Source organism: Chloroflexota bacterium (genome assembly GCA_034717495.1).
Taxonomy (GTDB): Bacteria; Chloroflexota; Anaerolineae; order JAAEKA01; family JAAEKA01; genus JAYELL01.
On record JAYELL010000071.1, the window covers coordinates 1 to 26,564 of the forward strand.

Annotated in this window: 21 protein-coding genes; 12 read left to right on the top strand and 9 right to left on the bottom strand. The window is 59.4% G+C overall.

The window, feature by feature from the left end:
* Positions 1-2,177 (bottom strand): glycosyltransferase family 39 protein (locus tag U9R25_13415; GenBank protein MEA3336904.1); only part of this gene is annotated, 2,177 nt, incomplete at its 3' end.
* Positions 2,178-2,397: 220 nt separating this feature from the next.
* Here U9R25_13415 and U9R25_13420 point away from each other — a divergent pair.
* From U9R25_13420 to U9R25_13435, 4 genes are read left to right on the top strand one after another with little or no spacing between them, the layout of a single operon-like run.
* On the top strand, positions 2,398-3,276 hold the full coding sequence (locus U9R25_13420; protein ID MEA3336905.1) for a xanthine dehydrogenase family protein subunit M: 879 nt from the start codon (positions 2,398-2,400) through the stop codon (positions 3,274-3,276).
* Between the two features lie 33 nt (positions 3,277-3,309).
* Positions 3,310-3,837, top strand: a complete 528-nt coding sequence (locus U9R25_13425) for a (2Fe-2S)-binding protein (protein ID MEA3336906.1) — start codon at positions 3,310-3,312, stop codon at positions 3,835-3,837.
* Between the two features lie 9 nt (positions 3,838-3,846).
* Entirely contained in the window at positions 3,847-6,207 is a 2,361-nt protein-coding gene (locus U9R25_13430) for a xanthine dehydrogenase family protein molybdopterin-binding subunit (GenBank protein ID MEA3336907.1), read from the top strand.
* A 12-nt stretch (positions 6,208-6,219) separates the two neighbouring features.
* Entirely contained in the window at positions 6,220-6,906 is a 687-nt protein-coding gene (locus tag U9R25_13435) for a carbon monoxide dehydrogenase subunit G (protein MEA3336908.1), read from the top strand.
* Between the two features lie 568 nt (positions 6,907-7,474).
* On the opposite strand, the gene U9R25_13440 is transcribed toward U9R25_13435, so the two are convergent.
* The 3 genes from U9R25_13440 to U9R25_13450 form a co-directional block, all read right to left on the bottom strand.
* On the bottom strand, positions 7,475-7,747 hold the full coding sequence (locus U9R25_13440) for a hypothetical protein (GenBank protein ID MEA3336909.1): 273 nt from the start codon (positions 7,745-7,747) through the stop codon (positions 7,475-7,477).
* Between the two features lie 159 nt (positions 7,748-7,906).
* Positions 7,907-8,782 (bottom strand): NmrA family NAD(P)-binding protein, encoded by an 876-nt coding sequence (locus U9R25_13445; GenBank protein MEA3336910.1) that lies wholly within the window; start codon positions 8,780-8,782, stop codon positions 7,907-7,909.
* Position 8,783: 1 nt separating this feature from the next.
* Positions 8,784-10,088, bottom strand: a complete 1,305-nt coding sequence (locus U9R25_13450; GenBank protein ID MEA3336911.1) for an amidase — start codon at positions 10,086-10,088, stop codon at positions 8,784-8,786.
* A 534-nt stretch (positions 10,089-10,622) separates the two neighbouring features.
* Between U9R25_13450 and U9R25_13455 the strand changes: the two genes are divergently transcribed.
* The 8 genes from U9R25_13455 to U9R25_13490 all read left to right on the top strand — a co-directional run bounded on the left by U9R25_13455 (position 10,623) and on the right by U9R25_13490 (position 20,778).
* Complete coding sequence (locus U9R25_13455; GenBank protein MEA3336912.1) at positions 10,623-11,423, top strand: cyclase family protein; 801 nt, start codon at positions 10,623-10,625, stop codon at positions 11,421-11,423.
* Between the two features lie 2 nt (positions 11,424-11,425).
* Complete coding sequence (gene fdrA / locus U9R25_13460) at positions 11,426-13,099, top strand: acyl-CoA synthetase FdrA (protein MEA3336913.1); 1,674 nt, start codon at positions 11,426-11,428, stop codon at positions 13,097-13,099.
* Positions 13,096-14,343 carry a DUF1116 domain-containing protein gene (locus U9R25_13465; protein ID MEA3336914.1) on the top strand — a complete coding sequence of 416 codons (1,248 nt, stop codon included), beginning with the start codon at positions 13,096-13,098 and terminating at the stop codon, positions 14,341-14,343. Before fdrA ends, U9R25_13465 begins: the two co-directional genes overlap by 4 nt.
* Positions 14,344-14,479: 136 nt before the next feature.
* On the top strand, positions 14,480-14,833 hold the full coding sequence (locus tag U9R25_13470) for a helix-turn-helix transcriptional regulator (GenBank protein MEA3336915.1): 354 nt from the start codon (positions 14,480-14,482) through the stop codon (positions 14,831-14,833).
* 233 nt (positions 14,834-15,066) lie between these two features.
* Positions 15,067-16,857 carry a hypothetical protein gene (locus U9R25_13475; protein ID MEA3336916.1) on the top strand — a complete coding sequence of 597 codons (1,791 nt, stop codon included), beginning with the start codon at positions 15,067-15,069 and terminating at the stop codon, positions 16,855-16,857.
* A gap of 99 nt (positions 16,858-16,956) precedes the next feature.
* Positions 16,957-18,114, top strand: coding sequence for a CDP-alcohol phosphatidyltransferase family protein (locus U9R25_13480; protein MEA3336917.1), 1,158 nt, complete (start codon positions 16,957-16,959; stop codon positions 18,112-18,114).
* A gap of 1 nt (position 18,115) precedes the next feature.
* Positions 18,116-19,168 carry a lysylphosphatidylglycerol synthase transmembrane domain-containing protein gene (locus tag U9R25_13485; protein ID MEA3336918.1) on the top strand — a complete coding sequence of 351 codons (1,053 nt, stop codon included), beginning with the start codon at positions 18,116-18,118 and terminating at the stop codon, positions 19,166-19,168.
* A 473-nt stretch (positions 19,169-19,641) separates the two neighbouring features.
* Positions 19,642-20,778 (top strand): response regulator transcription factor, encoded by a 1,137-nt coding sequence (locus tag U9R25_13490; GenBank protein ID MEA3336919.1) that lies wholly within the window; start codon positions 19,642-19,644, stop codon positions 20,776-20,778.
* Positions 20,779-20,805: 27 nt separating this feature from the next.
* On the opposite strand, the gene hypB is transcribed toward U9R25_13490, so the two are convergent.
* From hypB to U9R25_13515, 5 genes are all read right to left on the bottom strand, one after another.
* Complete coding sequence (gene hypB / locus U9R25_13495) at positions 20,806-21,483, bottom strand: hydrogenase nickel incorporation protein HypB (protein ID MEA3336920.1); 678 nt, start codon at positions 21,481-21,483, stop codon at positions 20,806-20,808.
* A 443-nt stretch (positions 21,484-21,926) separates the two neighbouring features.
* Positions 21,927-23,186 carry an efflux RND transporter periplasmic adaptor subunit gene (locus tag U9R25_13500; GenBank protein ID MEA3336921.1) on the bottom strand — a complete coding sequence of 420 codons (1,260 nt, stop codon included), beginning with the start codon at positions 23,184-23,186 and terminating at the stop codon, positions 21,927-21,929.
* Between the two features lie 67 nt (positions 23,187-23,253).
* Entirely contained in the window at positions 23,254-24,618 is a 1,365-nt protein-coding gene (locus U9R25_13505) for an efflux RND transporter periplasmic adaptor subunit (protein MEA3336922.1), read from the bottom strand.
* A 12-nt stretch (positions 24,619-24,630) separates the two neighbouring features.
* Entirely contained in the window at positions 24,631-25,569 is a 939-nt protein-coding gene (locus U9R25_13510) for an ABC transporter ATP-binding protein (GenBank protein MEA3336923.1), read from the bottom strand.
* A complete protein-coding gene (locus tag U9R25_13515) occupies positions 25,566-26,564 on the bottom strand; it encodes an ABC transporter ATP-binding protein (protein ID MEA3336924.1) in 999 nt (332 codons plus the stop codon). Before U9R25_13515 ends, U9R25_13510 begins: the two co-directional genes overlap by 4 nt.

The window sequence follows — 26,564 nt, forward strand, 5'->3', positions numbered from 1 at the left end:
CTGTTCAACTGAACCTGCTCCCACCGGGCGTCCAGTTGGTAGGTTTCTGGCCTCTGCACCTGAATCCAGGCCACTGCGTGGTGGCCTTCATCGCCGATAGCTTCGCCATGTCCACGGTTCAACGGCAAGAGCCGGCCAGTCAGAGGATCTTCAAAGGCAAGAGTCACGGCAAACTGGCCGGGCGACGCGTCATCGGGAACAACCAGCTCTACCACGTGCTCTTTCTCCTCTAGCAGGGGCCAGTCGCTGGTAGCTGTATCGGCCGGACGGCTTCTGCTGCGCCACAGCACCGTGCCATCCGGTCCCACCAGCTGCACCAGCGCATGGTAGTCCTCGATCATTACACCTGTCGGCTCGATAAGGAGCGTGACCTGCTGGGTATCGCCAGGTACCATAACAGGTCGCTCAAAGCGATGTCCCCTCAATATGATCTGGTCATCGAAGATGGCTGCGGACCTGGGATCGTACGTCAGGAACTCGGGTGGGGTTGCTGCTCTTATGTCGTAAACCCGAGCCAGTTCCAGCCCGTGGCTTCGAACAACGTGCACAGGTTCAAGGGTGGACAAGAACGCCATCACATCATTCGAAGGCAGCCGCCTTTGCCACTTGTTGGCGTAGTGCACGGCGTAGTCGGCGCTGAACCAGTAATCGGGAGACCCGTATGGCCTTATCATCCGTGAGCCGCGCAGGAAATAGGACATGGGAGCATCGCCATACGACGAGATGACCCGCGTCTGTTCAGATCCTGACTGCTGGTTGATCCACTCGGCTGCCTCATTCAGCCCCTCTCCCCAGCCCACCCACATCACATCGGGCGCGGTTCGGCTGCCACCGAGCAATGGATTGTAATAGGTCAAATAATAGGGGAAGTGAACAAGAGTGAATATGCCGTGCAACAGGATCAAGCCTGCCAGCGCGATGGCTGCGACGAGGCCATTCCTGTGCGCCGCCAGATCGACCTCAGTGCCTTCCTGGCGGCCAGTTAAACGAAACAGCACCCAGACGGCCAGCCCCAACCAGCCAAGGAGTGCAACGGTGTCCAGTGCAGGAAACGCCGGCAGGATGTAACGGTCGAACATCTTGTCGCCGATGGACATCATGGCGATAAAAAAGAGAGCATAAAAAAATAGCGCCGTCGCGCTCCGCCGTCTCAAGGAGGAGTCCAGCGGCCAACGTCGCTGCCATATCAAGACGCCAGCCGCGACCAGGCCGATCACCGTGGCCGGCGTGGTTCGAAACAACCAGGCAACAGGATAGAAGAGAAGACCAGGGTCGGCGGTGATCTGTCCCATGAAGAAGTTCACGTGGCCCTTGTCGGAGTAGACGGTCATCCTCTCGATAATACGTTCCATTACACCGAACGAATCCACCCACATGGCAGGCCACAGGGCCACAAAGGTGATTAATGCCGCGGCGCCCCAGGCCAGGAACCCCAGGGGCATGCTTAGCGGCATCGGCTCGTCTGACCGCCGGCGGCGCAACCATTCTGCCAGAAACAGCAACCCGGCAGCTAAGGCCACGAACAACGCCGGGGTCTTTGTGAGCCCCGTCAACCCCAGGAGAATTCCTGAGGTCACCAGGATGTACCACCGCGGTCGTACATAGAGCCAGTCCAGAAACATCAACAGCGTCAATGTCGCCAGTGCGGTCAACAGGCCATCCACGTGAAGCATCCGGGAGAGGGCGACGTAGAATGGGTCCCAGGCAAAATAGAGGACAGCCAGGGCGGCAATCAAGGGACCGAACAGATCGCGGAGTGGAAGAAAACAAGCGGCAATCAGCAGCGAAATCGCCAGGACAATCCACCAGCGTCCCGCAGCAAGCAGATCCAGTGGACGGACGTTGCTGTTGTCCTCCAGCCACTCGGAAAGTTCATCGTGCAGTTCATTGTTCCAATCCAGCTGGTCTGTTGCCTGTTCAGCGTACTCGGGAAGACGTTGAAGAAAGCCCAGGGTACCTGCCCACGTGACCGTGACGCCGGGATGCTCGCGCTGATACGTGTTCTGGTATTGACCAACGGTGATCGCCTGATAGAAGTTGGCTGAGCGCGCCAACCATAGGTGTTCATCTGGCGTTGCGAAGACGTCAAGAGCCGCCGCACGGGGAATCCATGCAGCGAAAAACAACACGATGAACACCAAAGGAGTCTGGAAACGACGAAGCTGAGGGAACTCCATGCAACAGTATATCACGGCTCGCCCTACCCAACCAAACAGCACCGTTCCCCTATCGTGCCTCGTGTTCAGAATTGCTGGGCCGCTGAAAGAGACGCTTGACAACGGTCAGAACATCTGGCATACTGATTCCATCATGGCGAATCCGCTTCAGAAAGCACCATCGTTCACGAACCGGTGAATTTGTTCGTTGCCGAAAAAGGCTCCTGGAGGTCCCAACCACGTGAAGCCGGCTCCCTTTCAGTATGTTTCCCCCACATCCCTTGAAGAAGCACTGGTCAACCTGGCTGAGTATGGCTATGACGCCAAGCTGTTGGCAGGTGGTCAAAGCCTGGTACCCACCATGAATTTCCGCCTGTCACAACCAGGTGTCCTGATCGACCTCAACAACATTCCAGAGTTAGCCTTCATGAAATCGGATAGCGATGGCAGTCTGCACATTGGCGCCATGACGCGCCATCGCATCGTCGAAAACGCGGCCGAAGTGGCCCAATACGCCCCATTGCTCCATGAAACGATGCCCCACATCGCGCACCATCAGATTCGCAACCGTGGCACCATAGGTGGCAGCCTGGCCCATGCCGATCCGTCGGCCGAACTGCCCGCCGTTGCCATTGCGCTGGAAGCCCGGTTCCGCCTGCGTAGCCAAAGAGGGGAACGCTGGGTGGCAGCCAGGGATTTTTACATCGGCCTTTTCACCACCGATATGGCCATCGACGAGATACTGATCGAGGTGGCGATACCGCCGATGCCGCCCCGCAGCGGTTGGGCCTTCGACGAAGTAGCACGCCGTCCCGGTGACTATGCTATTGTTGGCACGGCTACCCAGGTCGTACTGGATGGCGCCGGTCGATGTGAGAAGGTTCATCTTGTTTTCCTGAGTGTCGGCGAAATGCCGGTCCCCGCAAAGCAGGCTGCCGCCAAACTGCTCGGACAGTTGCCCACGCCCGAGCTGATCGCGGAGGCCGCCAAAACTGCGGCTTCCCAGGATGTCGACCCGGTGGCCGATATCCATGCATCCCGAGCTTTTCGACGGCATCTGGCCGAAGTCCTGGCAAACAGAACACTGACCAGAGCCTTTGAACAGGCACTATCCAGCTGACAGCTGACTCCTTGAGGATAGACACCACAGACAATGACTGATCTGCAAACTGTCTCCGTCACAGTTAACGGCCAACCATACGAACGCGACGTCGAGCCACGCCTGCTGCTGAGTGATTTCCTGCGCCACGAGCTGCGGCTCACCGGCACCCATGTTGGATGTGAACATGGTTCCTGTGGTTCATGCACAATTCTGCTCGACGGCGACGCGGTACGCTCCTGCCTGCTGTTCGCCGTACAGGTCCACGGCCATGAGATAACGACTATCGAGGGCCTTGCACCGGAGTGGACTTCTGCCAGCGGTCTTGAGGCATTGCATCCTATCCAGCTTGCGTTTCGAGAGACCCATGGCCTGCAGTGCGGCTTCTGTACGCCAGGATTCATTTTGACCCTGGTGCCATTCCTGGAGGAGAATCCCAATCCCAGTGAAGAAGAGATCCGCCAGGCTATCTCCGGCAACCTTTGCCGCTGCACGGGGTATCAGGGTATCGTGGATGCGGTGAGGCTGGCCGCGCAGGAAATGGGGAATTTGCAAATTGCAGAAGAAACCAGAACGGACTGACGGCGAGCAATGACTACACGCTTTATCGGCAAACCACTTAAACGCAACGAAGACCCGCGCCTGCTCACGGGTCAGGCGCTGTTCACCGACGACGTCGATCTGCCTGACATGCTGCACGCGGCCTTTCTGCGCAGCGATCATGCCCACGCGCGGCTTGGCAACATCGACCTCTCGATGGCCCTTGAGGTGCCCGGTGTCGTGGCGATCTACACCGCCGAGGACATCGGTGACCTTTGGAAACCGGGGCCCCTGCTGGTGCAACCCCCTCCCATCGAAGGTCTGATCTTCAATACCCGCACCCATGTGCCGTTGGCCAGGGACAAGGTGTGTTATGCGGGCGAGCCGATTGCCGTGGTCGTGGCCGAGAGTCGTTATATTGCTGAAGACGCGCTCGATCTGATTTTCGTCGATTACGAGCCGCTGGAGGCCATTGTAGACCTGGAGCAAGCCCTGGCCGACGGTGCAGCCGTTATCCACGATGATCTGGGCCACAACCTGAATGCCCACGTAATCCAGGAAAAGGGCAACTACGCTCAGGCCGCGGATCAGGCAGACCTGATCGTAAAGAGAAGCTACGCCTACGACCGGGGAACCGCAGCCGCGATGGAAAACCGCGGCATCGTCGCCAACTGGGATGCAAAAACCGAGCAGCTGACCATGTGGGACACCACCCAGGCGCCCATTCCCATTCGCAACGGCATCGCGGCCATGCTGGGCCTTTCCGAACGCCAGGTGCGGGTTATCGCCCCCTTTATCGGCGGCGCCTTCGGCCCCAAGATCATGATGTTCTACCCGGAAGAGGTGATGCTGACCTGGATCACCATGCAGCTCAACCGGCCAATCAAGTGGATTGAGGACCGGCGGGAAAACTTCTTTGCTACTACCCAGGAGCGAGGCCAACTGCACGAGTCGGAGATCGCCCTCTCGAAAGATGGCAGGATTTTGGGCGTCAAGGATGTTTTCCTCCACGACGCCGGCGCCTATGCTCCCTACGGCCTGACTGTGCCAATCAACAGCCAATGCACGTTGTTAGGCCAATACGATATCCGGAACTACTATTCGGAGTTCAAGGCCCTTTTCACCAACAAGCCCATCGTGACACCCTATCGCGGCGCTGGCCGCCAGCATGGGGTGTTCGTAATGGAGCGATTGTTGGATGCCGCGGCCCGTGAACTGGGCATCGATCGGGTCGAGATTCGACGACGCAACCTGATCGCCCCCGACGCGTTCCCCTACAGTAACGACATCATCTTCCAGGATTTTGCTCCACTGGTCTACGACAGCGGCAACTACGAACCCGCGCTGGACCGGGCCATGGAGATGATCGACTATGAGAACTTCATCAATGAACAGCAGCCGCAGTTACGGGCCGAGGGCAAACATGTTGGTCTCGGAATCGTGACCTATGTTGAAGGAACTGGCATCGGCCCCTACGAGGGCGCCAAGGTCACCGTGGAAGCCAGTGGCCGGGTTAGCGTCGCTACCGGTATCGGCACCCAGGGGCAGGGACACTTCACCTCCTTTGCTCAAGTGGTCGCCGAACAGTTGAGCGTGCCTGTCGAAAACATCCGGCTGGTAACCGGAGATACATCGGAATTTTACTGGGGCGCAGGTACTTTTGCCAGCCGCGGCGCCGTGGTAGCAGGCAACGCCATTCATGCGGCAGCAGTGGGCGTGCGCAAGAAAATCCTCAGGAAGGCCAGCGAGGAGCTTGAGGTTGCCGAGCAGGACCTGGAACTGGTGGATGGCAGCGTGCGCGTCAAAGGTACGCCGGCCTTGGCCATTACCCTGGGTGAACTGGCGGCTCTCGCCAATCCGCTGCGCGGCGCGGTCAAGCCAGGGGATGAACCGGGCCTGGAGGCTACCGATTACTTTGGGCCAGAGCGCGGCGCCACCGCCAGCGGGGTGCACGCCATGATCGTTGAGGTGGACCCTGAGACAATGATGATCGACATCAAGAAGTATGTAGCGGTTCACGATTGCGGTACGGTGCTCAATCCGATGATTCTGGAGGGCCAGATACGGGGCGGTGTAGCCCAGGGTATCGGCAACGCGTTCTACGAAGAACTCTGTTTCGACCAGAACGGCCAGCTGCTCAATGCATCCTTCATGGATTTCCTGTTGCCCACCGCAGATACGGTCCCCCTGGTTGAAACCGACCATGTGGAGACCCCCTCACCCCTCAACCCGTTGGGCGTCAAGGGCGCCGGTGAAGCGGGGGCGATCCCGGTCGGTCCACTCTTTGCCCAGGCACTCGAGGACGCCCTGTCTGACCACAATCTGGAACTCAATGAGATCCCCCTGAGTCCCAACCGGCTGTTTGAGCTGGTTCAGAACGCCAAAAACAGGGCGCAGGGAGCAGGCGCTTAAGGAGTCGTTTTCATGCATCTTGAAGGCAGTTACATATTTTCGGCACCCCGCGAGGCAGTCTGGGAAGCGATCATGGACCCCGAGGTGATGGGCCAGGCGCTGCCAGGCGGAGAGAAGATGGAACGAACCAGCGAGTCTGAGTACCTGGGTGTCATGAACGTCCGCGTGGGGCCAGTGCAAGGCAAGTTCCAGGGCAAGGTCGAGCTAGGCGAAGTCAATCCTCCGGAAAGCTGCACGATCACTGTCAGCGGACGGGGAGCACCTGGCTTTATTTCTGGCACGGGTGCATGGCAGCTTGAAGAAGATGGCGACAGCACGATCATGCACTATGTGGGCGATGTGGACGTAGGCGGCAAAATCGCCAACGTCGGCCAGCGTCTGATGGAAAGCACGGCCAAATCGATCACCCGCCAGGGCCTGGAGTCGCTGGACGCCCAGATCCAAGCGCGGCTGGCTCCGCCGGCGCCGGCCGCTGCACCAGAGGCCGCTGCCTCCGAAACTGCACCACCACCTCCCCGCCAGGCGCCGCCCCCACCCTCCACGGCGCGGATTGCCATGGAAACCACCAAGGACGTGGCCAGCGACCTGGCCTCCGACTATATCCCCGCTGAGCAGCAAAAGAATCTCCTCTTTTTCGGCCTGGGCGCGCTGAGCATGTGGCTGTTTGTACTACTGGTGCAGTCGGTGCAGAAGCGATAGCAGACGAAACGTACGATCCCGAACGCCACCACCGGCGCCAGTGCAAGCAACAGGCTGATAGTTGGAGTCGAGGGATGGCATGTGCAGGGCGACCACAAGGGTACGTCCCTACCGCAACCTCCATTGGGCAAATATCGCAGAGGCCCGGCCCCTGGATCTGCAGAAGGGTCCCTGGGTCGGTGTGCAGGGCGACCACAAGGGTACGTCCCTAACCGCAACCTCCATTGGGCAAATATCGCAGAGGTCCGGCCCCTGGATCTGCAGAAGGGTCCCTGGGTCGGTGTGCAGGGCGACCACAAGGGTACGCCCCTACCGCAACCTCCATTGGGCAAATATCGCAGAGGTCCGGCCCCTGGATCTGCAGAAGGGTCCCTGGGTCGGGCCGGCGCCTCAACCGCTCTTGCGCCACCCGCCCAGCAACCGCCCTACCTCTGCCGTCATCTGGCTGGCATGGCGATACCGGCGCGGTGAGATCAGCTCCAGGTCGAGACAGAGCAAGAGGGTCTTGCGCAGGCCGTAGGTCAGGCCGTGCGCTTCGTAGTATTAAAACATGTGCCCCCGAGGCGATTCAGTGGGATTGAAAACCGGCCAGACGTCTCACATAAGGCAATTCTGGCACCTTGCTCGTGAACCGCTGATCTGCCGTCACATAGACCGCCGAAAGTTTCTCCGCTATGGCCGCAAATGTGGCATCATACACCGCCACATCGCTATCGCGGGCGATCTCCAAAGCGCGCTGCAAAACCCCGCTGGTGGGCGATAACCAGGTTATCTGCATGGCGAACAGGCGATACCACTTGACCAGCACGGAGGTGTCGATGACCAAAACCTGGTGGCTCATCGCTGGTCACGCCACTGGCGCAATATCTCCGTGCTGTCGACAATGAAATCATGACTCTTACCGACATGGTAGACCTCCAGTTAGCATAGATTTATTATATCAGAAATCTATATGCAGTCACTATTCAGAAACGATTCTTCACCGTAACCCCTGGTTGTTTCAGCTGAACTCCCGGCGGGCAAAGCTGGCAAGGGAGGCGGGTGGCCGGCCCAGCAGCCAGCGCAAGACGTTGGGGTTGCCGGTCAGGCCGTGCGCTTCGTAGTACTCAAACATGCGCAGCAGACTCTCCAACCGGTAGCCGTCCAGGCCACGTGCCACCGCCCCGGCCTGCCAGCCATCCAGCGGCACTTCGACCACGGTCACAGGGCGGCCCAATTCCTGGCCCAGGATCGCCGCCGTTTCGCGCTGTGACAGCGCCGCTTCCCCCACCAGTTCGTAGATGGCATCCTTGTGGCCCGGCTCCAGCAGTACCGTCGCGGCCGCGGCCCCCACGTCGTTTAGATCGACCAGAGCCAATCGCGCGTCGGCCCGGTAGGGCATGGGCAGTTCGCCCCCCTCGACGATGCGCTGCCGGTGGGCAAGCAGGTTCTGCATGTAAGGCGCGGACTGCAGGATGGTAAATGGCAGCCCCGACTGGAACAGCATCTCCTCGACCCGCAGCTTCTGCCAGTGGTGAGGCATCTCCTCGGTCTGCGGGTGAAGCACCGAGTGGAAGGCAAAGTGGCGAACATCGGCCGCCAGCGCGGCGTTGACCACTCCTTCTGCGATATCGACCTCCGCCGGATGCATGTTGGGGCAGATGTGATAGACGCTGTCGACGCCGCGGAAGGCCTGTGCCAGGGATTCCCTGTCCATCAGGTCGCCGGCGACCACCTCCTTCACCCCCAGCTCGCGTTTGACGGCCGCTTGCTGCGGGCGGCGCACCAACGCCCGAACGGCGGCATCGCCCGATCGCAGCGCCCTGATAACCGCCCGGCCAGTCTTGCCGGCTGCGCCGGTGACGAGGATCAGCGGCGACGATGAAAGCCCGTTCATGTCAGTTCGCCAGCGCGTTCAGGTTATCCAGCATTTTAGCCCAAGCCAGCAGGCGCTCATCCTCACCAAAGGCCGCCACCAGTTGCAGGCCCAGCGGCAGGCCGTCGGCTGCCTGGCCGGCCGGCAGTGTTATCGCCGGCATGCCGGCGTGGGTCCAGGGCAGATTCATGGCTGGATCACCGGTGCTCTCGATTCCTGCCGGCGCCGGTCCAGGTGCCGCGGGAGAGGCCCACAGGTCGATCCCCGCGGCGTTCATCTTTGCCTCCATCTCCTGACGCAACTGGCGGGTGCTGGCCAAAGCCCCGGTCCGCTCAGCCTCCGTGACGGTCTTGCCAATCTCGATGATCTCCGCGGTGCGCGGCCGGTAACGAGGGGCGTGGTCGGCGTACATGCCGGCATGCTCCTGCGCAAACTCGGCAAACACCAGACGCCGGTGGAGGTGGTTGATCCGTTCGATTTCCGCCAGCGCCGGCACCTTGCGAACGGCAATACCGGCCCTCTCCAGCCGGTCGAGCTGTTGCCAGAAAGCCCTCAATGCCTCCGGTTGCGCCTGGTCCAGATAGGAACCTACCGGCACGCCGAGGACCGGAAAACGGTCCTGCGGGGGAAGGGTCCGCCAATCGCGACAGAGCACCGCTGCCACTTGAGTCATCCCTGCCACATCCTGCGTGAACAGGCCCACATGGTCGATGGTCGGCGAGAAATAAACCAGGCCCTGGGTGGCAATACGATCCAGGCTCGGCTTGAAGCCAACCACACCGCAAAAGGCCGCCGGCCTGATGACCGAGCCAATCGTCTGGGTGCCAAGGGCCAGTTGGCAGAGTCCCGCAGACACAGCTGCTGCCGATCCGCTACTGGAACCACCGGGCGTATGTTTCAGGTTATGGGGATTACGTGTTGGCCCCGGCTCGTAGTAGGCAAACTCGGTCGTAACGGCCTTGCCCAGGATCAGCGCGCCTGCGTCGCGCAGTTGGGTCACACACATAGCTTCAGGACCTGCGAAAAGTTCGGCCGGCACCATGGTACCGGCTCCTGTCACAAAACCATCGGCGTGGAAAATATCCTTGACAGCCACCAAAACCCCATACAGCGGCGGCCGTCGGGCTGGTTCAGGATAACGGGCCTGCAGGGCCAAAGCCTCAGCGCGCAAACGCTGCCGCCGCGCAGGTTCGGGCAGCATGGCCGCCACCTTAGAATCGACCGTTTCAACGCGGTCGCATTGTTCATCCACGTAGGCGGGCAGATCAAGTTGGCCGCTGCGGAGCGGGGCAACGGTCTCCGCCAGGGAGGCCGGGTTGACAGTCATCAGGGACTCCTTGTTTTTTGCTTACTTCCTGTGCGGATAGGTCTTCGCAGATTGCGGGGTTTCGGAGTCTCGGAGTATCAGAGTCTCCGTGTCGCAGAGGAAGAATGTCAATATGTCACCACTTAGCTGGCTCAGACCTCTCGGTGGCCTTACCTAGCTCACGCACCGCTTGCTAGCGTCACGGTACGCGTGCTGGCGGCGTAACCGAGCCCTTCCTGCCCTTGGTATCCTTCGCGCTTCGCGTCCTTCGTGAGACTTCGCGCCTTCGTGGTCCAAACCGTCGCCGTGTCACCGCGTTCCGCCTGCTTTCGTGCTGGCGGCGTAACCGAGCCCTTCCTGCCCTTGGTATCCTTCGCGCTTCGCGTCCTTCGTGAGACTTCGCGCCTTCGTGGTCCAAACCGTCGCCGTGTCTCTGCGACCGCTGGCGCTTGACCCGCGGGTAAAGCCATACTACAATGCGTTTGCTTTGAGTGCAAGTCAGCAGACGAGCGAGGCCCTACCCAACTCGTTCTCACCAACCTTCAGGAGAGTGCCATGAAGATCTATGATCTGTCCCAACCCCTCAACCAGGATGTCTCTTTTTGGCCGTTTTATCCACCCTTCGAGGTAAAGTATTTCAAGCGCAAAGCGGAACATGGGGTGAATGCCCAGTATATCCAGACCTCAAACCACATGGGCACGCACCTGGACGCGCCGCGCCACTTCGTCACCAGCGGCAAGACTATCGACCAGATTCCGCTGGAATGGCTCTACGGAACCGGCGTGATCGTAGATATGAGCGATGTGCTGGACGAGCTGGACATCTTCACGCCCGAGATGATCGAGGAACGGGTCGAAGTTCGCGACGGGGATATCCTTTTCATCCATACCGGCTGGCACAGGTACGCCGAATTCGGCGACGAGCCGGATGAGGTAAAATATCTTCACCGCCATCCCGGTCCTCATTTTGAGATCTGCGACTGGCTGCTTGAAAAAAAGATCCACGTTTGGGGCGTCGACATGGTTTCGACCGACCATCCGATGAATCTGCCCATTGGCCGCTTTCTGGGCAAGGGTGGATTGGAGCATTGGCAGAAAGTCAGCAGCCAATGTGAAGCCAAGTTTGGTGCCGAAAACATGGAAACCCTGTTCCCCGACTCGGCCTACCAGCTCACGCATAACGCGCTCTTCCCCCACGACTGCATGCACGTGGAAAACCTTGGGGGTGCCATCGGAGCGCCCGAGCTGCAGAATCGGCGTCTCACGCTGGGCGCCTTTCCCTGGCTATTCAAGGGTGGCGAGGCGGCTTTCTGCCGGGCTGTTGCCTTTGTAGAAGAGCCCACTCAGGACGCCTGACCATGGTCAGTCAGCACGAACTGCGGCGCGGCGTTTACTACGACTCGGTGGTTTTGATGCAACTGCAGCGATCGTTGGCCTCCCTGCCCGAGGTGATTGACGCAGCGGTGGTGATGGCTACCCCTGCCAACCTGGAGATCCTGGATGCTACCGGTTTTTCGGTTCCGGCCCTCGATGCCAAACCGGAAGACCTGCTGATCGTCGTCAAGGCAGAGAGCGAACAAGCCGCATCCGCTGCCCTGTCTCAGGTTGACAACCTGCTAACGCAGCGCCGTTCGACGATCGCACAGGAATACCAGCCACGCAGCCTGAGGGCGGCAGCAGCAGCTCTGCCCGGCGCAGGATGGGTGTTGATCTCGGTGCCGGGACGCTACGCCGCCGATGTGGCCCGGCAAGCCCTGGACCTGGGAAAAAACGTCTTTCTCTACAGTGACAATGTCGATCTGGCGGACGAAATGGAGCTCAAACAGAGCGCTCGCGATCAAGGCCTGCTCGTGATGGGACCGGACTGCGGCACCGCCAACATAAACGGTGTGGGACTGGGCTTCGCCAACCATGTGCGCCAGGGTGAGATCGGAATCGTCGCCGCATCGGGCACAGGTTTGCAGGCGGTGAGCAGCGCCATTCACAATCTGGGCGAGGGCGTCTCGCAGGCCTTCGGCACCGGTGGGCGCGATCTGAAGGGCGAGGTTGGTGGAATCACTGCCCTTCAGGCATTGGATCTACTGGGCCGCGACCCCGCTACGAACACCGTCGTGCTCATCTCTAAGCCGCCAGCTGCCAGCGTGGCAACAGAGTTGCTGGCCGCCGCGCAGTCCATCGACAAGCCTGTCGTCGTCAATTTCATTGGCTATCCCTCACCGGCGCGGCACCTGGGCAATCTTCACTTCGCCGCCGGCCTGGATGAAGCCGCCCAACTGGCGGTTGATCTTACCGATGTTCCCTTTGCCGCACGCAGCTCAGAGCAACCCGCGGCTGGCTATCTGCGTGGCCTCTTTTCCGGTGGCACGCTGGCCGTGGAGGCGTTGCTTGGCCTTCAAACAACTCTCGCTCCCCTCTATTCAAACGTGCCGCTGAACCCTGAGCAACGCCTGCCCAACAGTTGGCAGAGCCAGGCTCACACCATTCTGGATCTGGGCGAGGATGAATTCACCCAGGGACGGTTGCATCCGATGATGGATAACGAGTTGCGCCTGCGGCGCCTGCGCCAGGAAAGCGCCGACCCGGAGGTTGGCCTGATCCTGATGGATGTGGTGTTAGGCGAGGGCTCTCATCCCGATCTCGCCAGCGAGCTTGCGCCGGCTATTGCCGAAGCAAGAGACCAGCGTGCAGACCTGGAAGTGGTCGCCATCGTCGTGGGCACCGATGAGGATCCCCAGGATGTGGATGCCCAGATAGCTCAGTTGAACGAGGCTGGAGCGACTCTGTTTCGCAGCACCGGGGAAGCAGTAGCCTATGTGAGCCAACGGCTGCGCCAGCCCTATCGTTATGCCTACCCGCCCATTCCGCTGGACCAGTTCGGCGCAAGCCTTTCGGTCATCAACGTAGGACTGGAATCCTTCTACGAGAGCCTGAAGGCCCAGGACGTCGATACGATCCACGTGGACTGGCGCCCGCCGGCCGGGGGCGACGAGAAACTCATGTCCATCCTGGCCAAAATGAGGAAAGAATCATGATTAACATCGAACAAGCCAATCAGAATGCCGTTGAGCGCATGACCTCGGCGCGTCCGATCCTGAAGGGGGTCGCCCCGGCGCGTGAGGTGATCCCGGGCATGCGAGACAACCTGTTATTGCATGCTGGCCCGCCAATTGCCTGGAACCAGGCCTCCGGTCCCATGAAGGGAGCCATCATCGGTGCCTTGATCTTTGAAGGCTCTGCAAGCGACGAAGCGACGGCGGAGGCCATGATCAAGGCAGGTGAAATCGATCTGGAACCCTGCCACGAACACGATTCGGTAGGCCCCATGGCTGGGGTCACATCCCCTTCGATGCAGGTATACGTGGTCGAGAATGTGACCCACGGCAACGTTGCCTTCTGCAACCTGAACGAGGGCTACGGCAAGGTGTTGCGTTACGGCGCCTTCAGCGAGGAGGTCATCGCCAAGCTGCGCTGGATGAACGATGTGTTGGGACCCGCCCTGGCCGAAGCGCTGGCATTGAGCGACGGCGGGCTTGACATGCGCGCCCTGTTGTCCGAATCGCTTCATATGGGCGATGAGGGACACAACCGCAACAAGGCCGGGTCACTTCTTTTTACCACCCGCCTGGCCTCCAACATCGCACGAGCTGTTGACGACAGCGAAACCGAGGCAGAGATCCTGCAGTTCCTCGGGGACAACGCGCTGACGGTCCTCAATCCCGTCATGGCAGCCTGTAAGGCCATGGCCGATGCGGGCCACGGCATCGAGGGCAGCACTGTCATGACCGCCATGGCTCGTAACGGCACAGAGCTGGGCATTCGTGTCAGTGGCCTGGGAGATCAATGGTTCACCGGGCCGGCCCAGGTACCCGATGGTCTCTACTTCCCTGGTTTCACCAGCGAAGATGCCAACCCGGACATCGGCGACAGCACCATCACAGAAACCGCGGGCATCGGGGCGTTCGCCATGGCGGCAGCACCCGCCATCGTCTCCTTCGTCAGCGGAACGCCGCAGGATGCCCTCAATGCCACCCTGGAGATGTACGAGATCACCGTGGCAGAGCACCCTTACTTCACTATTCCGGTGCTGGATTTTCGGGGCACCCCTGTCGGCGTGGACATCCGCCAGATCATCGAATTGGGCATACGACCCCGAATCAACACAGGGATCGCCCACCGCGAGGCGGGAATCGGCCAGGTAGGCGCGGGTCTGGCCTTGCCACCGATGGCGGTCTTCGAGCAAGCGCTGCTGGCCTTTGCGGAGACCTATCTGAGCTAGCCGTGGTCAGCGGGTTGGGATGACGGCGGACAGCAGACCGCGGACCGCTGTCTGGAAGAGGGTATTGACACGGGATCAAATCTATGCTAATATGTCGTTATACGACATATCCCCACACGACATATTGGACAATGCCATGGCGTCTTCAGTTGACATCCAAAAAAGCTTGCCTCTCACCGAGGCGACCTACTTCATCATGCTGTGTCTCACGCCGAAACCCAAACATGGCTACGCTATCATGAAAGAGGTGCAGACCCTGAGCGAAGGTCGGGTCAATCTGAGCACCGGCACACTGTACGGTGTCCTCAAACGCCTCCTGGAACAGGGATGGATTGCCCGCAGCGAGCAGCCGGAGGATTCGGAAAACGGGCGTGAACGCAAGTCCTACGCGTTGACTGACCTGGGGCGACGACTCCTATCGGCGGAAATAAACCGGCTCCAGGCCCTGGTCGCCGCCGCCGATCAACGCCCGGCAGGAGCGCTGATGTGAGCTTGCCTGCACGCCTCGCTATCTCCGTGTACATCGTGCTGCTGCGATTCTATCCACGACCCTTTCGGGCTGAGTTCGAGCAAGAGATGGCAGACACCTTCGCGACATTGGTCTGCAACACCGTTGGGAACGGCAGGTTGTCGTTGCCAATCATTTTTCTGCGTGAACTGCACGACCTGCCGAGAGCTCTCCTTCAAGAGCGTAGGCAATCCCTCAGTACTCAGGAGCTCCCGATGGCCGAAACGGATCAACGGGAAAGTGGCGACGGGACGGATAGCGAATCTCCGGACGATTTCAAGCAGGGATCCTGGCGAGACTCTCTGCTGGCCGGATTGCCCCACTTACTGCTGGCGCTGCTCATTGGATTGACAAGCCTGCCCGCCATCCGCGGTCAACTGTCACCTGGCTTGCAGCGGTTGGCGCCCATCTTCACAGGAGTAACGGTGTTGGGCATGGTGGCCGTACTTCTGGTCGGGCTGCTCAAGGCCCGCCGCGAGGGCTGGCCCCTCTGGTCGGCCAGCTGGTATCTCTACGCGATCATCCCCATCCTTATGGCGCCCATCATATTCCTTCAGGAAGCGTCCTTCGCGCGGCGGGTAAGCCTGGACCAGGCTTATCTTTACATCGCCCTGCCGCTGGTGCTCGGTTTGTTCTTCTACCTGCTGATCCGCCGCGATCGTTTCATGGCGCTGATGGCCGTACTGCCCCTGGTTGCCATACTGTGGACGCCTGTCCTGGAATTCGTGCCGTCGCCACTGCGTACCTGGCTCACCATCGCAGCCTGGCTTCTGGCAGCACTGACGGCGGCGGCCAGCGTGCGTCTGAACAATCCCGGTATTGCCATCTGGCTGGCCCTGGGCATGAACCTGTTGATCGGCCTGCCCTACGCCTACGCCCAGACCTATCTCAAGGTCCTGCCTGAGGGCACACCGGCTCATTGGTTGACTCCACCGACGACCCTGGACTTCGTTCACCGCTTTGCCCCCCATTTTCTGGGCACTGCCGCCCTCATCCTGGGGCCGGCGCTGATCTGGAAGCTGCGCCACTTGGGCCGGCAAGGAGACAATCAGGGGCTTTGGGGCTACCGGCTGGCAGCTATCGGTTTCACCCTCATGGTTGTGGGCAACCTGGCCTCATTCTGGTGGATGACAGGCCATTGGCCGTCCGGAGATTATTTCCCCTATCAGGTGCTTGTCTACGGAGGGCTGGGCCTATACCTGTTTGGCTCAATCCTGTTGCTGGCAACCACAACAACCCGCAAACGCTGGCCGGAAGCCGCGTCATCTGTCCTGCTGGTACTGGTACTCCTGGGACTGCCGTTGGTGCTGATGTTGCCCCTGCTGTTGGGCATGCGTTCCATGCCGCCGGCCATGCCCTTCGCCTTTTTGCACATCCACGACTCCCGATTGATCGTGTACGGCCTCGGTTTCGCCTGGCTGCTGCTGGCAGGGTGGCTGGCCGCTCGTCCGACTCAGCCGTCAAAAAGGGGTCCAAAACTACCCCTGGGTATGCTGGCGGCTGCGCTGGCGGCCGTCCTGCCCATCGCTGCCTTCAGTCTTCACCCGGTCCTTCACGAAATCCTCGGCTGGTCGTTCAGCGCGACCTTTCTTATCTGCTACGGTATCCTGCTGGCCGGCATCGCAGTAGCCTGGCTAAAGGGCTTTCCGCGTTGGTCGTTTCCCTACGTGGGCTTGATCCTGACGGTCACCTGGGGACAGATGTGGTTGCTCAATCGCTGGATCTGGGCACACATGGAGGATATCGGGCTTGTCGAGGCCACCTACCTCGTGCCAAAATGGCCGGTTTGGGCGCTGCTGGCCGGGCTGACTATCGCCTTCCTGGCCACGGAGGTGGTCAATGCCACCTACTGGATAGGCCAAAACGAGCTTTGGATGGAGGAAGCTGGTATCCGATTCGCCCTCAACATGGTCGTCGGCTGGGCGATCCTGATGGCACTGCTCCTGGCATCATCCCTGATTGGAACCGTGCGACGGTCGATCAGATCGATGGAGACTGTCTGTTGATTTCCCACTTGACGCCCATGCTAAAATAATGTCAACCAGAAGGGCAAGGATCTGGATTTCAGGCTGAACAGCTTCAGGTTCCCCTCCAGGCTGAATGACATGTCGACAGATTCTCATACCCACAACAGAATATTGGACAATCTGCGACGCCGTTGGCTGGCCGTGGCCACCCTTTTTGTGCTCGCGATCGTCCCGGGATTCGGGTTGGTTCTCGGAACGACGAGTCCCGCCACGGCGTTTCGCTGGGCACTGCTGGTTTCGGCGACCATCGCCTGCGAACTGTGGATTCTCTGGCATGGTTTGCCTGACAATCATCGTCCCGGCGAGGCAACCCTCTTCCCAACACTGGGCGCGGCCAATGGAATCACGCTGGCTCGAGGGCTGGCCTTTGCATTTCTGGCCGGTTTTATCGTTGTGCCCGATCCGACGGGCTGGCTGCTCTGGTTACCTGCATTGATCTACACATTGGCTGCTGCCCTCGATTTCGTCGATGGTTTGGTGGCCCGGCTGGGCGATCGGGCCACGGTTTTGGGGGAAACCCTGGATATCGAGTTCGACTCTCTCGGATTCCTGATCGCCATCAGCGTCGCCATCTGGTATGGGCAACTCCCCCTCTGGTACCTGCTGGCTGGCCTTTACCGCTATCTCTTCCTGGCTGGAATAGGATGGCGACGGCGTCGGGGATATCCCGTTCACGACCTGACCCCCAGCAGCCACCGGCGGATCGTCGCCGCGCTCCAGGTGAGTTTTGTTGCCGTTGTCCTGTGGCCCATCATCGATCCGGCCACCAGTCGCTTTGCCGCCATTTTCTTCGCCATTCCTCTTACCCTGAGCTTCGGCCGCGATTGGCTGGTAGTCAGTGGAAGGATCAACCCGGATTCTTCCGGCTATAAAGAGGCTATGAAGTTGGCAGCGACCACTGTGAATCGCTGGCTGGCGCCGCTGGCGCGGCTGGTTGCAGTGGTTACGGCTGCGTCCCTGCTCTACTCAATGACGGCGACGCAGCCGTTTTTTGCCGGGTTAGGTCTTCTGGCCCTGTTGATGCTTGCCCTGGGTGTTTTGGGCAGGTTAGCCTCGCTGTTTCTGTTGATCCCCACGGTGCTATCCTTCTCAAACACTGGGTTGACCTGGCAAAACGGCCTGCTGTTGGCTGCCCTGATCACCATCCTGCATATCGGCACAGGCGCCTACTCGCTGTTGACGGCGCCGGAAGACTACCTGCTGACCAAACCTGCCGGCAGTCGGGAGCAGGACTGACATGTCTCCACGCTGGCGTAGCCTGCTGGCACGGGTGCTGCCCTGGCTGGTGGTGCCGATTATCCTGTATTGGCTGGCTCGCACCGTTTCCCTGCAGGAAGCCTGGCAGATTCTGGCAGGTCTCGACGCACGCCTGCTATTGGCTCTCATTCTGCTCAACGTCCTTATTCTGGTGACTCTCAGTGGGCGCTGGTGGCTGATACTGCGCGCCCTGGGCCACCGGATTCCCTACCTGTCCCTGACGGGCTACCGGTTGGGCGCATTCGGCATCAGCTACTTCACCCCTGGACCCCAGTTCGGCGGCGAGCCGTTGCAGGTCGCCCTGCCGGAAAAACACAACCAGGTGCCAAGGACCACAGCAGTTGCTTCGGTAACCCTGGACAAATCGTTGGAACTCCTGGTCAATTTTGCCTTTCTGGCGATCAGCGTGGCGGTCATACTGCGGTTTGGCGTCATTTCAGCGAGCACGGGACTCCTGGCCGGGCTGGTTGCGCTGGCGCTTCTGGCGCTGCCCGTTCTTTATCTGCTGGCAATCTGGAGGGGTCGGACGCCGCTCACTGGTGCGCTGCGTCTGCTTGACCATCTGCCATTTCCAGACAATTGGCGCCCCAGGTATCGGCAAGCGAGGGATGGCATGCAGGCCAGCGAGACGCAGGTTGTAACCTTCTGCCGTGAGCAGACCGGGGTTCTGTTCCTGGCTCTGGGTGTCTCTCTCTTCAGCTGGATTGCCATGGTCGCGGAATTCTGGCTGGCCTTGCGACTCCTGGGAGTGACTCTGAGCGTTCCTCATGTTATGGTTGCCCTGGCTGCCGCTCGCCTGGCCCTGTTGGCGGCGGTGCCCGGCGCCCTGGGCACACTGGAAGCCAGCCAGGTGCTTGTTCTGGGAGCATTGGGGGTCAACCCGGCTGTCGGTCTCAGCCTGGGTATCCTCATTCGGCTCAGGGATGTGTTCGTAGCTGGAACTGGCCTGTGGTGGGGCACCCGCAAGGTGCGGGAAAGTGGGTTGAAAAGCGATCCCGCGCCGGCATCCACCCACCTTGGCGAGATAACCTGACTCCGCAATGCCGCGTTGGGGTGCAGGGCAACCTCCATCGACGGGCAAGGTCGCATCCCAATCCCGGCCTGATTCCCGAACCACCGATCATTCCCGCACAGAAAAGTCTGGCCGACAGTGTTCGGTGCCGGTTCTGACAGTTCTTGGCTCCCCTGGCCTGTTTCCTCACGACAACCTTTCTCTCCACGATAGACACTGCTGACAACCCGGGCCCACTCCACCCGCCCGCTAGACACCGCTGGCAATGCCGAAAAACCGGTCAGACCGAATCCGGATTTCTTGAGCCGAAACGTGTCCTGGTACGATGGTCGCACACAGACTGTAATCATATTATTTTGATTAAGTTCCCGAGTTGTTGGGAATCAATCCCTTGATCTTGGGACAGAGTTGGTGATAGGATGGAGCGGAACAGATCCTCAGGAAGAACTGCGTGTTATCGGAAAGGCTGAGCATTGTACAGCGGAGGAATTCACATGGGACTCTTCTTTTACAACAGAGCGACCGGTCGTGGAACGGCCGATCTATTTCGTGATGGGAAGCTGAGAGAGGGATGGTCGGCCGATGACTTCAAGGATTTCGGCCAGGGTTGGACTCTGATCGCCTCGACCCTGGACAATCTTCTTTTCTACGACCCGGTCAAGGGCACCGCTCGCCTGGCGGGCATCGCGCATCTCGGTCGGCTTGACGTTTTTCCGGGAAAGGAGACCCTGAAGGGCTTTTCGCCTGGATGGACAGCCATCACGCAGGTATCGCCGCACGAGTTGATCTTCTACGGCAAGGAGTCGGGAAATGCCGTGATTGGCCGCCTTGCCAGCGGCGATTTCAGAACCATCAGCCCAAAGATCCAACTGAAACATGGATGGTCCCACATTCAGTCGTTTCCTGGCTACCTGTTTTTCTACGACACCCAGCAAGGCCTGGCAGCCATGACACCCTACCAGGAAGCCAGTTCATTTCGGCAAGGGCTGGGTGACGTTTTTGAGATCGACCCAGGGTATTCGCACATGGTGGCGGTTTGGCAACCCACAGCGGGAACACCAGCCTGGAAACACTGGCTGCTTGCCTACGACAGTAAAACCGGCAACGGTGCTGTTTTTGAATTCAAGAATGGCAGCCTTGTCAAAACGCAGGATCTTGCCGGTGCGTTCTCCAGCGGGTGGGACTCCATCGCAGCGAGTGACGGCCACCTGTTCTACTACCGCCGCGACGGGATCGGTGCGGCAGGAAGGATCGATACATGCAGGCCGGCGCCCGCGGCTATATCCTCAAGGGAGCCGATAAGGCGGATATCCTGCGCGCAATCCACGCGGTGCACGGTGGTGAGGCCATCTTCGGGCCCTTCATCGCCCAGCGGCTGGCGCAGTACTTGCTCCGCACTCAGCCATCCAACCGTCACTCCCCCATTTCCCGAGCTTACCGATCGGGAGCGAGAGATCCTGGATCTGATCGCCCGGGGGCAGAGCAACGTCGAGATCGCCGATTACCTGGTCGTGAGTCTGAAGACGGTGCGCAATCACGTCTCCAACATCCTCAACAAGCTGGAGGTAGTCGATCGCGCCCAGGCGATGGATGTGGCCCGGCGCAAAGGTCTGGGGCCAGGGCGCAGGTAGGGCGGACCATCAACCAACTCGACCAGGTCAGTCCCCGATGGTGGCCTTGCGTTCCAACTGCTCCCGCAGGAAATCGAGCCAGGCCTCCATGCCCTCTCCCGTCTTGGCAGAGACCCTGAACACCCGGGCCCCAGGCCGCACCTGCTGGATATTGCGTTCCAGCAGGGCCACATCGCATTCCACAGCCTCGGCCAGATCCATCTTGTTGATGATGACCACATCGGCGGTGTTGATGAGGGTGGGATATTTCAAGGGCTTGTCTTCCCCTTCGGTGGTGGCGATCAGCATGACGCGCAAATCCTCGCCCAGATCGAAGTCGCCGGGACAAACCAGGTTGCCCACATTCTCGATGAAAAGAAAATCCAGCTCAGCCAGGTCCCAATCGCCAATGGCATTGGCAACCATATCGGCTTCCAGATGGCACATGGTGCCGGTGAGAATCTGTTTGGCCAGCGCACCGCTTTCGGCCAGGCGGGTGGCGTCGTTTTCGGTGGCCAGATCGCCGGTGACGGCAGCGGGCCGATAAGCTGGGGTCAGCTCTGCCATGGTCCGGCGCAGCAATTCAGTCTTTCCCGAGCCGGGGCTACTCACCAGATTGGCCACAAAGACGCCCTGGCGGGCAAAGTCCTCTCGCAAGATCTGGGCGAGCTGATCGTTTTTGCTGAGGATCCTTTTCCTTACCTCGAGGATGCGGGGTTGACTCATAGGTATCTCCATTTGCCTGTCATTATTACATTGCTCCGGATGCTGTGATCAGAGTCTCTTGCATCAGGCCGCACCCTTCGATACAGCTTTGGCTCCTTCGTCGCCAATGCCTACTCAGGATGCTCAGCTCCTGTTCCCGCTGCCTTGTAAATCCATTCGTCGAAAAGCATGCTGAGTGAGCGATAGTCCGAATCCAATCCCCTTTGGTCACTCTTAACACACCTGCGCAGAGCCGCAGGCGCTGGGTACGATCTGCCTAACTCCAGTTAAGCGCTTACTCAGCTTTATGCCAATCCTTGCCGACCGAAGACCGCTGACCGCCGCCGGAAGACCACCGTTCACCGACCACCATCAGCCGTCTGCTGTCCGTGGTCCGCCGTCTTCTGAGCACATTGTATTGGAAAAGAAGCCGTTGGCAAAACAATTGGAACAGTGTGATCTGGCTACGGAAGAAACTCAGCGTCAGCCGGCATGCCTGGCTTGAGGGTGTGCCCGGGGTTCTCGAGGCTGATTTCGACCGCAAAAACCAGGTTAACCCGCTCTTCTGCGATCTGTACATTCTGTGGGGTGAATTCAGCCTCATTGGCAATGAAGGTCACCAACCCCTCAAAAGGCCGCTTGACGGAATCGACGGTAACACGCGCGGTTTGTCCCAGTTGTACTTTGCCGATCAAAGTCTCAGGGATGAATACTCGCAGTGTGACTTGATCCAGATCGGCCACACTGAGCAGGATGGCACCCGGAACGGCAATTTCGCCAGGTTCAGCCGCACGGGTGCTGATTAGACCAGCGCGGGGAGAGGTCAAAGCCAGGTTGGCGCGTTGATTTTCAAGAGAGACCCGGCCGCTCTCGGCCACTCGCACCCAGGCCTCTGCCACAGCGATGTCCTCCGGCCTCGGTCTCTTTTTCGCCGCGGCCAATTGCGCATTGGCCAGTGCAACAGCTGTCTCGGCCATCCGGTGTTCGGCTTCGGCCTGATTGGCTTGAGTTTGCAGAGCGACGGGGTTATTATATTGTTCCCAGAGATGGGCCAACTGGGTTCGCAGCGCCTGCAGATTCGCATTGGCCAGTTGAACGCTGACGTCGGCAGCCTTGCGATGCTTTTGGATGATTTGGTGGTTGAGTTTTCCAAATGAACTCTGGTCACGGGCCGCGTTTTCTTCCTGGATGACGGCGCTTTGTTGTTCCACCTCGGCGAATTCAATTGCCTTCTCCGCCTGTATTATCTGCGCCTGAAGGTCCCGGATCGGAACGAGCAGGTCCTGCGGTTCTTCCTTCATACGCAATAGCTCTTGCCAGATCTGGTAAGCACCGTCCTTTAATGCTTGCGCCTGGGCCACTTCGGCTACGGCCACGGCAATATCTGCCGGCTGGGGCATTGCCTTTGCCGCGACCAGGTTTTCTTGCGCTGTCGTGATGGCTGCCTCAAGTTCGACCCGTTGCGCTTCCAGTTGGCTGTCGTCGAGCTGTACCAGCAGATCACCTGCCGCCACTTCGGTGCCTTCCAGCGCAAAGACGTCGACGATACGCCCGCCCGTTTCCGACGTGATGAGAACCGTCTTGGCCTCGATGACGCCGGAGCCAACGATTTTCTGTTCAACTGGAGAGGTCGCGGCATCGGCCTGGACATAGTAGTTTGCGTACCAATAATAACCGCCTGCGGCTATGGCAAGGATTGCTATCAAAAAAAGGGCCTTCTTCACTGCTTTTCTTCCTTCGCTAGATTCTGATGGAGACTGCGCTCTCCATCAGAATGATCCAATTCTACCTTCATTGAGACTCGGCTTCCACAAACACGACGTCAGCCGGAACGCCCGGTTTGAGCTTGTGGGATTCATTGGATAGGGTGATCTTGATGGCATAGACAAGGCTCACGCGCTCCTCCTGGGTTTGGACGTTTTTGGGAGTAAACTCGGCCTCGTTGCTGATGTGCGTAATGAACCCCTGGAACACCTCCTGGGGATGGCTGTCCACTGTCACCTCGACCCTCTGCCCCTCTCGTAGACGACCATAATCGGACGCCGCCACGTATACCGTCAACCTTAGCTCATCCAGGTCAGCGACAGTCAACAAGGCGATTCCGGGAATAGCGACTTCACCCTGATAGGCTGTTTTCTTCACGACCACGCCGTCGATGGGCGAACCGATAGTGAACTTTTTTGCCTGGGTCGCCAGCGTATCCAATTGCGTGCGGGCCTGGTCCCGGCGGGCTTCTAGAACGCTGATTTGGGCTTCCGGAATAGGCGCGCCCAATTGCTCCAGCCTGGCTTGTGCTACCTCAACTGCGGCGACTTTGGCATGGTAATTGGCCTCTGCCTGGGCAACGAGCAATTGGGCCTGGAGCGGCTCCCCCTTCAGTTGTGTCAGGGTATCGAGCTTGCGCACAGCCGATGCATGGGCGGCTTCAGCGCCTTCCCAGGTGATGTATCCTTGCCAGAGATCCATGGTGGCCAGATTCCAATCGGCGGAGACCTGGTAGTCGTTCCCGATCGGATATTCTTGATATAGATCCCAATATTCTCTGGCGACATCCTCCTGCAAGTCGATGGCGTCCCGCAGGTACGCGGCCTGCTCCATCTGGAGACGGGTAATCTGAACCTGGCTGCTGGCAGCGTCGATCTGCGCTTCCATTTGCTGGGGGGTATCGCGCAGGAGAATGGCATCTTGCCAGGCCTGTTCGGCAGCGTCGCGTTGGGCTTCGGCCGAGGCGATGGCGGCTTCAGCCACAGCGATCGCTTCCGATGGCGTCCCAGCCTCGAGTTGATCCAACTGGGCCTCGGCCAGAGCGATCCGCGCTTCGATCTGTTCTTTCTGAGCGCCAAGAACAGAGTCTTCGAGAAAGACCACGGGTTGCCCCTGCGTCACCGCATCTCCTTTTTCGACGGCCAGGCGCTCGATACGTCCGCCGGTTTCAGAAGCGATTGGAACTTCGTGGGCTTCGATAAACCCGGAGGCAGTCAGGAGCAGTTCTTCTTTCTGCTCGTCGGTTTGCAGAACCTCTACGCCCTCCAGACCGAAATCGACCAACACCTGCTGCCACTCTTCAGGGTTATTCGAGAAGTACCAATAGCCGGCAGCGCCAGCGATGACCATAATGAGTAGCAAAATCAATAGGGGGAGGAGTTTGGATTTCATGGATTAATCTTCCTAACGAACACTGGCGATAAAAACATCTTCCAACGATGGGACAATGCGATCGATCGACTGTACCGGGATTTGTTCGTCAGCAAGGGCCTGGGCGATGCGTTCGCTTTGCGCTTTGGCGTCAGCGTCTTGGGTCGTCACGACATGGATCTGAGCGCCGTACAATGCAACTTCTGCAAACAGGTCCATCTCACGCAAGATATGGATCGCCTTATCGGGTGTGGCGCAATCAATTTCCAACACCTCGCCGGGCATGCGGGTTTCCTTGATTTCTTGCGGTGATCCCTGGGCTACCAGACGCCCACGTTGGATGAAAGCCAGATTTTGGCAATGCTCCGCTTCATCCATGTAGTGGGTGGTGATGAAATGGGTTGTACCCCCTTCGGCCAACTCGTAGAGCAGGTCCCAGAAGGCGCGGCGGGAAATGGGATCCACGCCTGCGGTGGGCTCGTCCAGAAACAACATGTCGGGTGAGTGAATGATGGCCGTGCCCAGGGCCAGGCGTTGTTTCCAGCCGCCAGACAGATTCCTGGTCAATTCCCGCTCGCGACCCTCCAATCCGGCCATGTGCAGGATGTATTCTTTGCGTTGGCGCAGCCGTTTTCCGCTGACGCCGTAGATGCCGCCGAAGAAGTTGAGATTCTCCTCAACCTTCATGTCGTTGTAGAGGCTGAATTTCTGGCTCATGTAGCCGATACGCTGCCTGATTTCACCGATCTGGCGGACGGTGTCAAAGCCCAGGACGGAAGCAGTGCCTTCGGTGGGACGCAGCAAACCCAGTAGCATGCGCATGGTGGTTGTCTTCCCGGCGCCGTTGGGGCCTAAGAAGCCGAAGATCTCGCCGCGGGGATTGGCCAGATTCACACGATCCACCGCCACAAAGTCGCCGAATTTCTTGGTGAGGTCTTTCGTCTCGACAGCCAGCGCTCCAGAGTCTGTCATGATTCATCCTCCCCCTGTTCTTCTCTCTGCCGCTGTGCTTCTTCCCGCCGCACCAGCGAGATGAACGCTTGCTCCATGCGAGGTTTGGTGGTGCGCATGTTGCGAACATCGATTCCCGCCTGGTTCAGCGCCGCCACAATGGCATTCTGGCGCGTAGCCGCTTGATCGACGAAAACATGCAGCAGATCGCCGTAGGTCTGAACCTCCAGCACGCCGGACAGGGGCTCGACCACCGCCTTCGCTTGCCGTAACATGCCAACGCTGCGGCTCGAGTCAGAAACAGGTTTGAACTCCAGCAATTGGCCGGGAAGAAGACTTTTGATGGCCGCAGGTGTGTCGCACTCGATCAGGTGGCCTCTGAACATCAATCCAACGCGCGAGCAGCGCTCCGCTTCATCCATGTAGGGTGTACTGACCAGAATCGTGACGCCCTGGATATGCAACTCGGTGAGGATGTCCCAGAATTCGCGGCGGGAAACAGGATCAACGCCGGTCGTTGGCTCGTCCAGGTAGAGGATGTCCGGTTCGTGGATGAGCGCGCATGCCAGGGCCAGCTTCTTCTTCATCCCGCCCGACAGGTGTCCGGCCCGCCGGTCGGTGAATTCGGTCAGGCGGGCGAACGCCAACAGCTTCTGGATGCGCTGGCGGCGCACTTGGCCCCGCACCGAAAAGACATCGGCGAAGAAGTTGAGGTTTTCGATCACGCTCAGGTCGTTGTACATGCTGAATTGCTGGGCCATGTAGCCGATGTAGGGCTTGATGGATTCACTCTCTTTCTTCGTGTCGTAACCCAGGACGGATGCGCTGCCGCTGGTGGGGTTCATGATGGCAACCAGCATGCGGATGGTGGTCGTTTTGCCGGCGCCATCGGGCCCGACGAGACCGAACAACTCCCCTTTCTCAATAGCCAGATTCAGGCCATCCACGGCAACTGTGTCGCCGAACTTCCTGACCAGCTCTTTTGTTTCGATGATGAAGCCGTTTTCGTTGGACAT